Origin of the sequence: Psychroserpens sp., from assembly GCF_045105015.1 — a bacterium.
Taxonomy (GTDB): domain Bacteria; phylum Bacteroidota; class Bacteroidia; order Flavobacteriales; family Flavobacteriaceae; genus Psychroserpens.
Window position 1 is genome coordinate 1 of the sequence record NZ_JBGCCX010000035.1, and the last position, 16122, is coordinate 16122.

Below are 16122 nucleotides of genomic sequence, written 5' to 3' on the forward strand. Positions count from 1 at the left end.
GGAATAACGAATTCTCTTTTTTCAAATTTCATTTCGAATAAAGCATAAGTACCCAATAAACATAGAATAAGCCCTATTTGAAAATAGAGCATTGAGTTTTTTTGTAAATTTGCGTCATGCTTTTGTGATTTTTGCACTTTGGCATTGCTCTGACCAGCAATACTGTGCGGATTTTTTAAATTTTTCATAATACTAAATGTTAATGTTAATATTATGATAAAATCACAATAAGCATACCAAAGTAAAAATCCCATCTAAGTAATTAGATGGGATTTTGAATATCATTGTATTTGAGAGTACTTTAGTCTTGTACTTGGAATAATATTGGCAGTGAATACGGTACAGTTACCGCTTTACCACGTTGTTTTCCTGGTTGCATTTTTGGAAGTAATCCAATAACACGCTTTGCTTCTTTTTCTAAACCTGGATGAGGAGCTCTTGCTCTTACATTTGTAATATTACCACTTTTATCAATTTTAAAGATAACGCTAATACGCTGTTTTCCCTCTAAACCTAGATCACTAGCTAATTCTGTATTAAATTTTCTGTTTACAAACTTTGCAATCTTATCAGACATACATTGTTTCTTAGCTGCATTTCCTTTTTTCTTTTCACATCCTGGAAAGATTGGTACATTTTCAATAACAGCAAATGGGACTTCAATATCTTCTTCAACCTCATCTACAACTACCTCTTCAACCTCAACAATTTCCTCTTCTTGATCAGTTTCTGTAGATTCTATAACCGTTTCCTCAATCTCTTTTTCATCTTCTACGATTTCGATTTCCTCAGGTACTACTGGAGGTGGAGGTGGAGGTGGAGGTGGAATTATTTCTTGTTGGGTAATTGGAACTTCTTCTTCTAATTCGTCATCAACATCAACCATTCCAATATCAATATTAGATTTATCGTATGACTTATAATTAATAGTTAAATAGGTTAATGTCATCATTAACGCAAGACCTACAGCAAAGTAGAGTGATGCATTTCTGCTCACATCTGATTTTGTATTCTTTTTAGGCTCCATATCTTTTTATGTATTAGGACTGCTAAATTAACCAAAAATATGTTAAAAAAGCAAGCTATTTTTTATTTTAACTTTAGTTTATCTTTAAACATTGACAACAATAACATCATGATTACTGCACCAAGACTGTTAGCAATTACATCGTAATAATCTGGTGTTCTAAAGTCTGTTACTGTTGCTTGTAATGCTTCAATAATAATGCCATACACAATTGCAACTGTGACAGATTTAAAAATTTTATGTTTAATAGTAGTCGTTATAACGTAATTAAAAAGTAACAGTGTAAGAACTGCATAAGCTAAAAAGTGATAAATTTTATCATCAAAAGAAAACCCAAGTTTTGGGATCCCACTAACATTAGTCAAACTACCATATGTCAATACTACTGTGTATAGCAGTAAAATAGGTAGCGACAAACGTTTAAGAACCAACAATAGCTTTGTAATCATCTGCTGAAAGTAAATTTTCAACTTCTGATGCATCAGAAAATGTCATTTTAATCATCCACCCTTCACCATAAGGATCAGAATTAACTTTTTCTGGTTCGTCTTCTAATGATTCATTAAATTCTGTAATTTCACCTGAGAGTGGTAAGAATAAATCTGAAACTGTTTTTACGGCTTCAACTGTACCAAAAACCTCTTCAACTTCAAGTGTTTCATCAACTGTTTCAACTTCAACATATACAATATCACCTAATTCACTTTGAGCAAAATCAGTAATTCCTATAGTTGCTATATCGCCTTCTATTTTTATCCACTCGTGGTCTTTTGTATATTTTAATTCTGATGGTATATTCATCTTGTTAGTTATAGTTATTATGCTTACAAAAATAATTTTTTTGATTTAATTTACTGGATTAATTTCCAAAATTATATCGCAATGTAAATCCAGAACGTATTGTAGTTTGTGGAAATGCAGTTGATATTTCATATTCAGAGAATGTGTAATCAAAATAGAAGATTGCTGTCAAGTTTTTAGTAAACGCATAATCGGCTGCAAACTTAGCTCCCCAAATTGTTTGTCCTTGAGTAATCTGATTATTTTCAATATCTAAATATCTTATAATTGTTTTGTTATTTCTAACGGAAACATCAGCTTTTAAATTTAAATCACTTTTAATGACTTGTCTAGGTCCTGCTAATTTAGATCTTATGCGCACATCTTTGAATCGATAACCCAATCCAAGGATGTATTCATTTCCTTGAATTTCCGTTAAAAGGTTATTATCGAAACTTAGAGACAAAATTCGATCTTTCTTCATTTCAGCTAATATCTTAACTGAGTTTTTCATTTCAAAATCTAATCTAAATAATGGACTGAATTGTTCTTCTAAATTGATATTACTAAATAGTGTTGTGTTTTTAAAGTTTCCTGACTGATCTGTTACTTTATCTAGCTCTTGATTATTATAATCTACTCCTGGTTGTAAATCTCCTGGTTCTAAGTCCAAATTAGTTCTAAATTGATTAATAGTATAGCTTGATCTGTATCCATGTGTAATTGAGAAACGTTTAAAATTCTTTTTAAACCATTTCATTTTCATGAAACCAGTATATTTCAGTTGCCAATTTGGAATTGGAATATCTCTGAAAGCTGACAAACCAATCTTATCTGCACTTTGTGCTTTATAAGCTGCTAAAAATGATGGCAATAATACTGCTTGGTTATTTTTACCAAAACCTAATGGATATCCTTCACCATCACGTGCAAAGTTTTCTGTGCCATAAAAATTTCTTGCTAAACGATTTGCAATAATTAATCTATTTGCCCTAAAATCATCAAAAGCTGCGGATTGAGTTTCATCACTTGGACTAAAAGCAGTTTTAATTAAAGCTGTTGAAATACTAAAATTTCCAAATGAGTTGGTGAGTAGTCTATTATACCTATCACTTAAACCATCATTATTTAAATCTGTGGTATTGAAGTTTTGGGTTAAATTTTCAGAATATGTTCTATTACCTGTAATGTCAATTTTTAAATCTTTAATAAGCTCAACATTAGCAGATACATCTAAAACTCGTGTAGTAACTTCAGTATATTGTTGATTAAATTGATCATAAATGGTTAACCAACCATTTCGGGCTGCTCTATCCCTTATATTAGCTTGACTTCCAAAGGTAAATCCTAAAGTAGGCTTTATTGTTCCTAAGAATCCTGGAGTTGGTAAATAACCTGGCAAAAAGGTACCATTATTTTCAGAGTAATTAATCTGAATTCGTTTTACACTAGTTAACAAATCTATCGCTCCATTTAAAATTTTTGTTCCAGCGGCTACTTTACTTTTTGTGTTAGTTCCATTGTCAACTGCATTACTTCCGTCCTTACTTTTTTGTTCACTTTTACTATCTTTTGATTTAAGTCCTTGAGGAACTGCACCACTTCGTCTTCCACCTTTAGCTCCACCAACTGGTTTTTTTACAAGTCCGACATATTTGTAAAGGTTTTCCATATTCAATGTTGAATTGATATTATGGGTATTTGCATTTTGAATAGAGTTACCTAAATTAAAAGTATTAACTTTATTAGGGTCGTTTGGATCTCTTATTTGCAGATTCTCGTTTAAATCGGAACCTTTTTGCCATTGAAAATCACCTGTGTAAGAGTAAGTAGCTCTTAAGAAACTGAATGTTGGGATTTTATACAATGGTATTTCATAATTAATTTGAAGTTGCTGATTTTGAATATTCGGATCTCCTAAATCAAAGAAACCGTCCCAAACATCTAAGTTTGGATTCTGTCTTCCATTAATTACATCATCAACAAAATAGTTTCTGACAATATTTGAATTTGAAGCCGTAAAGTTTAGACTCAATGCTTTGGTTAAATTATAATTTATGACATACTGAAGGTTAAAATTATAATTTCGTCTAAACAGTTCCTCTAGACCAATATTATCTCCTGTTAGATCAACTTCTCTAAACTTCTGCTTATTAAATTGCCTAATGATGTCTGTATTTACAGAAAAACTCGTTGGTATTGGGTTAAAGTTAAAGTCTTTAAGTATTTTCCAGTATTTACCTCTAAATAACGAATCGTTCTTTTTGAATGGCTCGATACTTTTAGGTTCAAAACTATAATTGTAATTAACACCTGCTCTAACATTTTGATCTAAGGAATTCTCAATCTCAAAATCTCTGTGTTCAGTTTTGTTGTATGTGTAGTTAAAGGTTAAATTTTCTACATCGTAAAAACGTGGTTTTTTCTCAGTAGTTCTATTCTTTCTAACACCAATAAAATTAATACTCTGTCGTTTAGTATAACTTTCATTCACGTTAAGAATTGAATCTTTATTATTAGTATTCTCTAGTTGAGTTTCTAATTTTATATCGCGATAAAATTCATCGTATTCTGGTGTTATAATTTCTTCACCAATACCATAATTAAAAGGAATTTGAATTCCCCATTTTTTTGGTAGTAGTTGTCCCAAGTTCATATTTGTTACAATATCAAATTGTTGAACATCTTCTCTACTTCGTTCATTAGGACGCTGTTCTACAGAACCAAAACCTATAGTACTTTTCCTTCCTGTCGCACTTATATCTGCAAAATCTGCAAAATTAGCATCAACAGCAGCTACAGCTGCCCAACCACCTTCATTGTCTAGGTCAGACAAACGAAGTTCATTGAACCATGCTTCACCACAAACATTCATGCCATTGTTATCAGGGTTTTTTAATCCTACCATGAGTACTCTTACATCTCCAAAATTTGGATTTCCTTTAATAGATACTCTTTGTTGACCAATAGTATGTGTATCAAATTCTCCAACCTGAGTAAGCTCACCATCTAACAAATCGTAAAAAGTAGGATCCTCATTTGCTAAAGTTCCATTAGCAATACCTAAAGATTTTATTTGTTCTAGAACATTTAGCTCTATATTAATCTCGTTAACTTCTGGCCAAATATTCTCAGCACTAGGCTGATCTGAAGACACTTGTAAAGGCACTTCAATTTGATAATAGTTTTCAGTAAAATCATTACCCATTCGTATAAAACCAACTAGATCACCATCAACTAAAGTCCCTGTTTCACCCTCTTCAGCATGAATAAACATTCGTAGTTTATTGTACTGACGCATGTCAATATTAATATTTTTAAAAACACCTCTAGAATCTCTAGGCTCTAATTCACAAACTTCAACTTGTAAAGATTGTTCATTCTGCCTGATAATATTATTGTTATTATTAAGTTGTTCCAGCTCAACTCCAGGAGGTAAGACATAATTACCGTCATTTTCCTGAAGACCAACAACTCCAACACTAAGATCTGTATTGTCATTATCATTATTTGGCTCATCATCTAATGCTAATGTATATCGTCTCCAATCACTTCTTACTAAATCAAGCGTTCCAAATCGTAACACTCTTGGTTGTTGAAAACCACTAAGAAATAATCTTGCAAAACGAATTGAACGAATATCTGAAATACCACCAATAGCTTCTGTTGGGTCTGAAATTGGTATTCTAAATTGATACCAAGTTACATTTCTCTCATCACCATTAGGGAGTGTAACGGTTCTAGGTTTTACATCATTAATTTGAGGGTTGTTTGTGCCAAGAGCTAATGAACTCGGTGTAATATCTATTTCATATTGGAAATAGCTATCAATCGTATTCATTGTATTATCTCTATTAATATCTTCTACATCTGGTTGTGCAGTTGAACCTCTATTGGTGTCTGAAAATTCATCTGGAGTATTTCCTTGTAAACCATTGTATCGTTTGTATCGCTCAAAGATATCTCCATCTGTATTTAGATAATAAGTATAATTATCATTAGCAGGATCTTCACCAAATGATGCTCCATTAGGTATCAATGTTGCCTCTTCATTATCGTCGTAACCATCATAACCAACATCTTGATTGTCACGTTCTTCACCACTCGTTGAAAATGTGTAAATCAAAGATTGATTTCTTGGCACAACAGTATTAAAACTTGTTGGTGTTAAACTACTAATATCACCATTTTCTGGAAGTCCGTTTTCGTATTGTTTTTTACCATCTTTTAATACATCTTCCGAAATATTTCCAAGATTAATAAATAATTTTCCTCCTTGAGCTGGAACTGTGTCATCTAAAAAAGGATCTTGAATCCAAAAATCAATGTACTCTACATTAGCTTGTTCAAAATCTGTAGATGTGATTTGTCTTGTAATACCAGCCCAACTATCATTAGCATCTATAGTTCCATTTGTAGCACCTGGATCAAAGTTATATGGCCCTCTTTCTGTTGGATAATATGCTAAATCTAAAGAATTAATAACCGTTTGTTGACCTTGTGCTACATCAACTTCAGGGAATAATTCATCAATAAATATTCGTCTTGTATATAAATTAGAAACGTCATCATCAGTGATTCCACTTGGTCTTTGATTACTATAAAAAATTGGATCAATTGTATACCAGTTAAGCATAGCTCTATCAAAACCATTTTGTAAACCGTTTTCATCTTCACCATTAAAACCTGGATACATTTTACCTAATTCTCTCGGTCTACTTGATAACACCCAAGACTGAGGTGCCAATAAATCGATCGCGCCTTGCGTACCTTCAAAATCATCAACATAAGCTGTTGCTTCATTATTAAAATCTGTACCTTTTGGAGCTCCAGGTGCTAAATAAGCAAATTCACCTCTAACCGAAAGGTTAGAAGGCACATCTGTATCAACATTTGGAAGTTTATTAACCAATCGAGTTAAAAATGGAACTTCGGTAGAATAATTTCCATTGAAACCAAAAATAGTATTGTTGATTGGCTCAGTATTATAATTAGCCTTTTGTGTTATTGGTCTTTCATTAAGATTCAAAAGCGTTGCACCTAAGACAAAATTCTCATTAAATTGATGCTCAACATTTACACCTGTGAAACGCCTTGTTTGTTGTCCGAAAATTGCATTATTTTCTACGGAAACATTAATTGGAATGTTTGATGCTTTAAGTGCTTCATCTAAAATTTGAACACGACCAATTTGATAATTTACTGTATAATCTACACCTTCAACTAAAGTACGACCTCCAGCAGTCACAACAACAGAACCTCTAGGCACATTAAAAGCTCCAAGTGGGATACCATCACTACCAGAAGATTTATAACGTCCTTTTATTTGAAATTTATTCTTTTCTGCTTCATCTAAGGCAGCTGTTTTAGTTTCCTTGTAAAGAATATCGTAAACGTACTTCTCTTGGTTTAGGTTGGCATAAGTTTCTTGTTCATAGTCTGCCTCATTATTACCTGAACCATCAGTATCAAGTATATCAAAAAGATAACGACCAAAAGGCTCAACTTTAGTAAATATAATTTTTCCATTTTGGGATAACACAGTCATTCCTTCAACATAATCAAAGAAACCATCACCTCCAGCCTGCGGATCATTATTAAAATTTAATCGATCTAAATGAAATAATCGAATTAATGGTGTATCTATGATTTCACCATCATCTGTATTATCAAAAGGTGAGTTGTTATCAAATGTTGGAAAAGGCACTGTGGTACCATCAGGTAACATTACTGGTGAAATATAATTTAATGGAGATGCTTCTGTGTAGAAGATATTCAACTTAAAATCTTCTTTTTCTAATTGAAAAGCACCAGTATCATAGATGTTTTTCATCATTAAGTCCCAAATTGGTTGATCGACACTAGTAATTGGGCTTTTAAGCATCTTTACGACTAAACTTTGTGTTGAGCCGTTAGCTACTGTTGCATTATCGTTAATGCCATCGCCATTGGCATCTGTACCATTATCAATAACTCCATCACCATTAACATCTGCATCAGCTGTATCATTAATACCATCGCCATCACTATCAGTTCCATTGTCAGGAGAGCCATCGCCATTGACATCAACATCGGCATCATTAGGAATTCCATCTAAATCATCGTCATTGTTAGTCGCTGTAGAGTTGACACCATCATTTGCAAATTCACCAACTTGATAAACTTCACCTCCAATAGTATACTGGAATGCAACAGCTAAAATTTCATCATTTAAAAGTCGTTGGTTTAAGGAAATGTAACCCAATTGTTGTTGTAATTGATAATCTGAACCTTGCTGTAATTTTCTAGCGTTTTCCAATTTACCAAAGTCAAAGCCTTCATTTGCTGGCACAAGAATTCCTTGCTCAACCGTTGTAATATCTCTAACTAATGGTGATAACAATGAACCTGGCCCACCAATATTAGTTGGATCAAAATCATTATTTCCATTATCAGGTGGTTGATTATCGCCAACATTAACAAATCCAGGTGGTGGACTATTCAATCCTATTATTTCTGATTCACCCAAATCTTGAAATGCAGCTACATTTCGTATGTTTTGTGTTTGGTTACTTCGGTTAGTTACCCAAACTTCTACACGGGTAATTTGAATATTATTGTTTATAAATGGATAACGAAGCATGGCTTCATCATAATTATTTCTAAAATATTGCGATAAGAAAAAGTGTCTGTTCTCGTCATAATCTCTAGCAAAAAACTCAAACTCTTCTAAAGTTCCTCCTCCTTGAGCTGTTACAGATTGTGATTGAGAGCGTTGTTCAGAAAATATAGCAGTCACTCTTGTTTTTCCAAATTGTAATTCGGTTTTTACACCGAAAAGACTTTGAGCTCCAGTAATTAATGAACTATTAAGTGGCATTGCTACATTACCAACTTCAATTTTTCTAACAATATCATCTTCAGTTGGCGTATATTCTAACTTCACTAAATTTTGAAAATCGAATGTAGATTCAGTATCATAATTTGCTGTCACTTGTAATCTTGTTCCAACTTTACCTAGTAAACTCAAACTAATACGTTGATCAAAATCAAATGTAAAATTGCTTCGGTTTCTTGGTGAAAAAGTAGGATTGTCTTGTTTTGTAAACAGAATCCCTAGATCCATTTCTACAGAACCTTGAGGAATCACTTCTATTGTATTACCTCCAAAAATGGTTTCAAAAAACCCAGAATTCACATAAAATTCAGGCAATAGGTTTTTCTGTTCGTCTTCTGTTCCATCTTTCTTACCATCTGCAGCATCAATTTTTTGCTTGTAGTACAATTGCTGTTGCTCTTGCAAAACTAGCTTTTGAAACTCTGCTGGTGTTAAGATAATAGGATAGTTAATATTAAATTTACCAACTGACTCTGTGTAAATATATCGGTCTGTTACAGGATCATATGTGTATTTTGAAACAATACTTTGTGGATTAGGCATATTCATGTTTCCGAGTGAAAACCCTGGTTTAGGCGTAGCTGTAGTGTCTTGTGTTGCTGGCACTTGCTGAGACAAAGCAACTGTACTAACCAATACCATAATTGGAATCAAGAGAAAGCGATGTAAAGATTTAAGCAAAGTATAGTTAGTTGTTGTAATCAAATTTATAAGTTTTTTAATGCGTCCTTTATAAGGGTTTCTACATTTGCATCTGGTTGTTGAGACAATAATTTATCTAAAACGCGTTCGGATTGCTTTTTGGCAAATCCGAGAACTTCTAAAGCAGATAACGCTTCATCTTTATTTGTATTGTTTTTATTAACAGAAAGTTCATCAATGTCATAAACCTTCAAAACTTTATCCTTCAAATCCAAAATAACCCTTGCGGCAGTTTTAGCTCCAATTCCCTTAATAGATTGAATCAAACCAACATCACCATGGGCAATGCCTTCTTTAACTTGTTGTGGTGTTAATGATGACAACATAGTTCTAGCTGTGCTAGCTCCAATACCACTTACAGACAATAAAAGTTTTAAAATTTCACGTTCAGAAATTTAAGAAAAGCCATACAAGGTATGTGCATCTTCACGTACAATTAAATACGCATACAGTTTAAGGTTTTCTTGATCGGGAATTTGAGAAAAAGTATGTAATGATATATTCAATAAATAACCAACACCATTGCAATCTATAACAACATCTGTTGGGTTTTTCTCTACTAATTTCCCCTGAATATGCGTAATCATTTATTAGCTTCGGTTAAAAACTCAAATGTAATAAAATTATTTGCATTTCAAAGGTGATGTTTTGCTAATGTTTTAAGCGCTCTTTTTGAAGTTTTTCCTTTTGTTGTGCATCAATAACTGCAATTGCTGCCATATTTACAATTTCCTCAACACTGGCATCTAATTGTAAGATGTGCACAGGTTTACGCATTCCCATCATTATTGGACCAATTGAATCTGCTTTATTCAACTCTTTTAATAGTTTGTATGTAATATTTGCTGATTCTAGGTTAGGGAAAATAAGCGTATTTACTTTCTTTCCAGCTAATTTTGAAAATGGGAAAATATCTTGTAGCATTTCACTATTTAAAGCAAAATCAGTTTGTAATTCTCCATCTACTAGTAAGTTTGGATGGCGTTTATGTAAATACTCAACAGCTTCACGAACTTTAGTTGCTGTTTGATTTTTTGATGACCCAAAATTAGAATATGATGTCATTGCCATTACTGGTTCCATCCCAAACATTCTAACCACTTTAGCTGTCATTTGAGCAATTCGAGTTAAATCGTTAGCTGACGGATTAATATTAATGGACGTATCACTCAAGAACATTGGTCCACGTTTAGTCATCATCACATTAGTGGTAGCTATTCTGGTTGCTCCTGGAGCTAGACCTATAAGCTCTAACATTGGTTTTACAACTGATGGATAACTTCTCGTGAATCCAGAAATTAAAGCATCGGCATCTCCTTCATTAACCATCATAGCTGCAAAATAATTTCGTTCACGCATCACTTTTTCAGCAGAAAATAAAGTAACGCCATGTCGCTTTCTGTTTTTCCAATAGACCTCAGCATATTTGTTTTTACGCTCTATTTCTTCATCAGACTTTGGATCTATAATTTCAACATCTGCATCAAATTCAATCTCTTCCATTAATGCTAAGATGGCTTCTTTTCTTCCTAATAAAATTGGAATTGCTATCCCTTCATCATAAGCAAACTGAGCCGCTTTAAGAACGTCTAATTGATCTGCTTCAGCAAAAATGACACGCTTTGGATTTAATTTAGCACGATTATGAAGTAATCTCACTATCTTATTATCTGAACCTAACCGTTGTAATAATTCTTCTTCGTAGCTGTCCCAATCCTCTATTGGTTCTTTACTCACTCCACTTTCAATAGCAGCTTTGGCAACAGCTGGTGGGACTGTAGCAATCAGTCTTGGGTCAAATGGTTTTGGAATAATATAATCTCTACCAAAAGTTAATCTTGTCTCACCGTAAGCAATATTAACTTGCTCTGGAACAGGTTCTTTGGCTAAATCGGCTAAGGCTTTTACAGCAGCCATTTTCATCGCTTCATTTATTTTGGTTGCTTTAACATCTAAAGCTCCTCTAAATATAAAAGGGAATCCGAGAACATTATTTACTTGATTAGGATGATCGCTTCGGCCAGTAGCCATGATGATATCTTCACGAGTATCGATTGCTAATTTATAGCCTATTTCAGGATCTGGATTTGCCATTGCAAACACGATTGGATTTGGAGACATGGCTTTTAACATACTTGGTGTTACTATATCAGCTTTAGACAAGCCAATAAACACATCGGCATCTACCATAGCTTCATCAAGCGTATCAATTTTCCTATGTGAAGCAAATTCAGCCTTTTGTGACGTAAGGTGATCACGATCGTTTCTAATAACACCTTTACTATCGAGCATCACCATGTTTTCACGCTTAGCTCCACAGGCCTGATATAGTCTTGAACAAGATATAGCTGCAGCTCCAGCTCCACTTATTACAATTTGAACCTCATCAATCTTTTTCTCAGCAATTTCTAGAGCATTTATCAAAGCTGCAGCAGAAATTATTGCTGTTCCATGTTGGTCATCATGCATTACTGGAATATCCAACTCTTCTTTTAATCGTTTTTCAATTTCAAACGCTTCAGGTGCTTTTATGTCTTCAAGATTTATACCACCAAAAGTTGGTGCAATATTTTTAACTGTTTGAATAAACTCTTCAATATTCTCAGTATCTACCTCAATATCAAACACATCAATATCAGCAAAGATTTTAAACAATAAGCCTTTACCTTCCATAACTGGCTTAGAAGCTTCAGGTCCAATATTACCTAAACCTAAAACAGCAGTTCCATTAGAAATTACTGCAACTAAATTTCCTTTAGCAGTATATTTATAAGCATTGTTTTTATCTTTTTCAATTTCTAGACAAGGCTCAGCAACACCAGGTGAATAAGCCAAAGACAGATCACGCTGTGTGGCATATTTTTTTGTAGGAATCACTTCAATTTTACCTGGTTTAGGTTTTGCGTGATATATTAAGGCTTCTCGTCTTTTACTCTGTTTGCTCATGGAATCAAATATTAAGTTACGACCTGAAAATAAATTAAGCTACAAATGTAACGGTTTTAAGATAAAGGCTCTCTTAAAAAAGAACTTCAAATATTCATTTTTAAAATAGAATACTATATTTTTACTTGTTACGTTTGTAAGAATAATCAACCATAATTTTCTGTATGAAAAAACTGTTTGTATTGCTTGTGTTTTTAGCTTTAAAAAGTTACTCGCAAAATAGCACATTTACAATTCTTGACTTCGAGACAAGAACACCTGTTGCATTTGCAAATATCATTTTTAACAACGATATCTACAGTGGCACTATATCGGACATTGATGGTGTGTTTGGTGTTTCAAATGAGGTCACTACAATTACAATTAGTTATGTAGGTTATGAGTCTAAGGTCTTAGACATTTCAACTTTTAATTCGAAAACAATTTTTCTAAAACAAAGCATAAGTACTCTAGATGAAGTTGTGATTACAAATTCTGAAAATCCAGCACATCGCATCATAAGAAATGCTGTTGCAAATAAAGAATTAAATAATCCTGAAAACTTAAATTCTTTCACCTATACATCTTATGATAAAATATTTGTAGATGCTGAAGATTTGGAGATTAAACAAGACACACTAAATGAGGTTGATCATTTTCTTGAATCGTCTTATTTGTTTATAACCGAGACTGTTGCTCAACGTAAATATCTTAAACCAAGATACTCTGAAGATAGCATTATTGCAACCAAGACATCAGGTTTTAAATCGCCAAATTTTGCATTTTTAGCAAATACAATTCAGCCGTTTTCCTTTTATGACGATTATATTACTTTATTTGAAACAGACTATTTAAATCCAATTTCGAAAGGAAGTACTAAAAAATATAAATTCAGACTAAAGGAAGAATATTTAAGAGGTAAGGATACTATTTTTGCAATTTCATTTGAACCAAATTCCAATCGGAACTTTGAAGGTCTTAAAGGTTTAATATATATTAATTCTAATAATTATGCGGTTCAAAGTGTGGATGCAACGACGTATAACTCAGGAAAAATAACGACTTCTATTCAGCAGAAATACAAACTCATAAATGATAATCATTGGTTTCCTGAGCAATTAAACTTTCAAATTAATATTGGAGAAAACGTCGGTATTTTTAAATATGTAGGCAAGAGCTATTTGTCTAATGTTGAACTTGATGTTCCGCTTACAAAAAAAGATTTCGCCGTAATTCCTAAAGGAATGGATAAAGAAGCTGTAAAAAAGGATGTTGGGTTTTGGACTGAAATTCGTCAAGATTCTCTCAGCAAAAAGGAAAATAGAACTTATGTGTTTATTGATAGTATTGGAGAAACTGCAAATTTCGACAAAATTGCTACTATTTCAGAAGACTTAGCAAAAGGTAGAGTTCCATTTAAATATGTTGATCTCGATCTCACTAAAATTGTAAGTTATAATCAATATGAGGGTTTAAGACTAGGTGCTGGTGTTTATACCAATGACGATATTTTTAATCATGTATCTATTGGTGGATTTGCAGGATATGGTTTTAAAGATCACGAATGGAAATATGGTGGAGAATTATTGATAGATTTTCCAAGTAATAAGGATATAAAGATGTCTTTTAAATATGAAAACAATCTTAAAGAAACTGGACGATCCTATTTTAATAATTCTACCAAACTATTTAACCCAAGAAATATGATTGCTGAACAGATGGATAATATAAAAGCATTTAGCTTTAAAACATACATGAAGGTTTACAGAAATATCGATTGGACAATTGGGTTTAACACAGCTTCAATAACACCTCTTTATGATTACCAATTTCTAGATAACAATCGACCTGTAACTAAATACAAAAACACAGAAATCAATTTAGGGATTCGCTATTTTGTAAATGAGAAATTAACCAATATGTTTAATACCATTACTCGATTAGAAAGTGATGATCCTATCTTCAATTTAAGCTATTCTAGAGGTTTGGCTAATGTATTTGAAAGTGATTTTAATTACAATAAAATTCGTTTTACCATGGACGATAGTTTCAAAACAAAAGGTTTAGGTAAAACAACATACAGAATTGATGCTGGTTATATAGACGCATCAATACCTTACGGTCAATTATTTACAGGAGAAGGTAGTAACAACAAGAATTTCCCGTATGTTTTTGAAAATCATTTTCAGACATTAGACCCTTATGAATTTGTATCAGATAAATATGTTCACTTATTTACTAACCATAATTTTGGGATGCTCTTCAATAATAAAGGAAGAATTACTCCAGAAGTCGTCTTACATAATAACATTGGAATAGGGAATTTGAGTGAAGCTAAAAATCACCAAATCATTCCATTTGGTATTAAGGACAAAGCCTTTTTAGAAACAGGTTTAGAGCTTAGAAATATCCTAAAAATCAATTACCTGAATGTAGGATATTTAGGAATGGGAGCAGGTGTCTTTTATCGCTATGGCGATAATCGTTTACCTGATTCTAAAGATAACTATGTATTTAAATTTGCTGCTAGTTTTACGTTTAAGTAATTTTCTAGATAAAAAATTAGACTAAAATTTTAAAATTATTATGTCTGGTTTGATGCAATAAAATTCCTGCAGCAGCACTCCAAGCACAATAAGGAACACCATTAGGCTCTCTTGTATCTGTGTTGAAATTTTCATAAAAAGAGAAATTAGACATCTGATTAGCATTATGTATTTTCTCTAAAATAAAATCAGTTTGATTTAACTTATTTTTTGAAAATAAAGCTAAACCAAAAAAACCATTGACCATTGCCCAACTTCCACCATTATGAAATTCGTTTGGGTAATTTCTAAATTCGTATTTACAATTATTTTTTAGTAAACTCCAATTTTCATCATTTTCTGTTATTGGTGGCCAAAAAGCTGGTAGCAGACCTAGTTTAGTTTCCGAAGCCAGATTAAATGTAAAATTTAGCAGTTTATCTTGAAAATCTTTATCCCCGAAATTCAATAATAAAGCTAGTGAATTCGCAAAGGCATCAAATTGTATTTTATATCCGGAAGGAGAGAAAGAACAGGGTAAATAATTTTCAAATTTAATTTCCTTATAAGCTCTTTCATGAAATTTTTCTTTTTTAGAATTTGGAAAAAAATTAATTTGAACCTGCTTAGTTATATTTTCAATCTTATTTGAAATACTATCGCTTTTCGCAAAGGAATTATAACTTTTTAAAGCCCATATTCTAAGAAGTTGGTCATACAACACGTAACCATCTGTAATGTATTCATCTGCCCAATTACCTGACAAAGGCACATACAGTAAGTGCTTATTGTTAAACTCCCAAGCATCTAAAAGTGTAAAACATTTTTCAATATTAGACTTGTATTTTTCTATAAATGATAGATCCTCATTAAAATACGCATATTGAGAAACTCCAATAACAAACCAGGTTATGGCATCTACTCGTCCTGCTAAACCACCATAGCTGACTTCCACATTACTATTCTGAATACTAACGTTTGAAGGAATTGTGCCAATTTTATGCTGATGCCTTGCTAAAGTTTCTAACGTTTTTTTAAAAGTTTCAATAAGCTTATCATTCCCAGATGCTAAAGCTGCTAAACCACAAATTACCCCATCTCGCGCCCAAACTCTTTTATAATTTGAAATATCTTGTGCACTTGCTAAAAATCCATCATCTGAAGAACAATTAAACAATAGCTCAATCGATTTGTCATATGCCATGCTCATTTTCGTCCAATTTTAGAGTTAAATACTATAATAATTTAGAAAGTATATTGATGTTATCAGGTAATCTTCCAACATT

Annotated in this window: 7 protein-coding genes and 2 pseudogenes; 1 reads left to right on the plus strand and 8 read right to left on the minus strand. The window is 32.5% G+C overall.

The window, feature by feature from the left end; genetic code table 11:
- From AB8B90_RS02810 to AB8B90_RS02840, 7 genes and pseudogenes are all read right to left on the minus strand, one after another.
- A pseudogene (locus AB8B90_RS02810) lies at nucleotides 1-188 on the minus strand (hypothetical protein); the annotation flags it as partial.
- 113 nt (nucleotides 189-301) lie between these two features.
- Nucleotides 302-1027: an energy transducer TonB gene (locus tag AB8B90_RS02815; RefSeq protein WP_405333432.1), complete on the minus strand. Its 726-nt coding sequence runs from the start codon at nucleotides 1025-1027 to the stop codon at nucleotides 302-304.
- Nucleotides 1028-1089: 62 nt separating this feature from the next.
- Entirely contained in the window at nucleotides 1090-1443 is a 354-nt protein-coding gene (locus tag AB8B90_RS02820) for a VanZ family protein (RefSeq protein WP_405333434.1), read from the minus strand.
- A gap of 4 nt (nucleotides 1444-1447) precedes the next feature.
- Nucleotides 1448-1828, minus strand: coding sequence for a glycine cleavage system protein GcvH (gene gcvH / locus AB8B90_RS02825; RefSeq protein ID WP_405333435.1), 381 nt, complete (start codon nucleotides 1826-1828; stop codon nucleotides 1448-1450).
- Between the two features lie 58 nt (nucleotides 1829-1886).
- Nucleotides 1887-9386, minus strand: coding sequence for a cell surface protein SprA (gene sprA / locus AB8B90_RS02830; RefSeq protein ID WP_405333443.1), 7500 nt, complete (start codon nucleotides 9384-9386; stop codon nucleotides 1887-1889).
- Between the two features lie 5 nt (nucleotides 9387-9391).
- Nucleotides 9392-9973, minus strand: a pseudogene (ruvA, locus tag AB8B90_RS02835) (Holliday junction branch migration protein RuvA).
- Nucleotides 9974-10037: 64 nt separating this feature from the next.
- A complete protein-coding gene (locus tag AB8B90_RS02840) occupies nucleotides 10038-12332 on the minus strand; it encodes an NADP-dependent malic enzyme (protein WP_405333437.1) in 2295 nt (764 codons plus the stop codon).
- Nucleotides 12333-12496: 164 nt separating this feature from the next.
- Here AB8B90_RS02840 and AB8B90_RS02845 point away from each other — a divergent pair, with 164 nt between their 5' ends.
- A complete protein-coding gene (locus AB8B90_RS02845) occupies nucleotides 12497-14857 on the plus strand; it encodes a DUF5686 family protein (protein ID WP_405333439.1) in 2361 nt (786 codons plus the stop codon).
- 16 nt (nucleotides 14858-14873) lie between these two features.
- Here the strand turns inward: AB8B90_RS02845 and AB8B90_RS02850 are convergent, their stop codons facing one another.
- Nucleotides 14874-16046, minus strand: a complete 1173-nt coding sequence (locus AB8B90_RS02850) for a fructofuranosidase/invertase (RefSeq protein ID WP_405333440.1) — start codon at nucleotides 16044-16046, stop codon at nucleotides 14874-14876.
- Nucleotides 16047-16122: the final 76 nt, after the last annotated feature.

Excerpts from the sequence above, each read along its gene's own strand:
- AB8B90_RS02850 (WP_405333440.1), bottom strand. The coding sequence starts at position 16,046 with ATGAGCATGGCATATGACAAATCGATTGAGCTATTGTTTAATTGTTCT.
- AB8B90_RS02815 (WP_405333432.1), bottom strand. The coding sequence starts at position 1,027 with ATGGAGCCTAAAAAGAATACAAAATCAGATGTGAGCAGAAATGCATCA.
- AB8B90_RS02840 (WP_405333437.1), bottom strand. The coding sequence starts at position 12,332 with ATGAGCAAACAGAGTAAAAGACGAGAAGCCTTAATATATCACGCAAAA.
- gcvH (WP_405333435.1), bottom strand. The coding sequence starts at position 1,828 with ATGAATATACCATCAGAATTAAAATATACAAAAGACCACGAGTGGATA.
- AB8B90_RS02845 (WP_405333439.1), top strand. The coding sequence starts at position 12,497 with ATGAAAAAACTGTTTGTATTGCTTGTGTTTTTAGCTTTAAAAAGTTAC.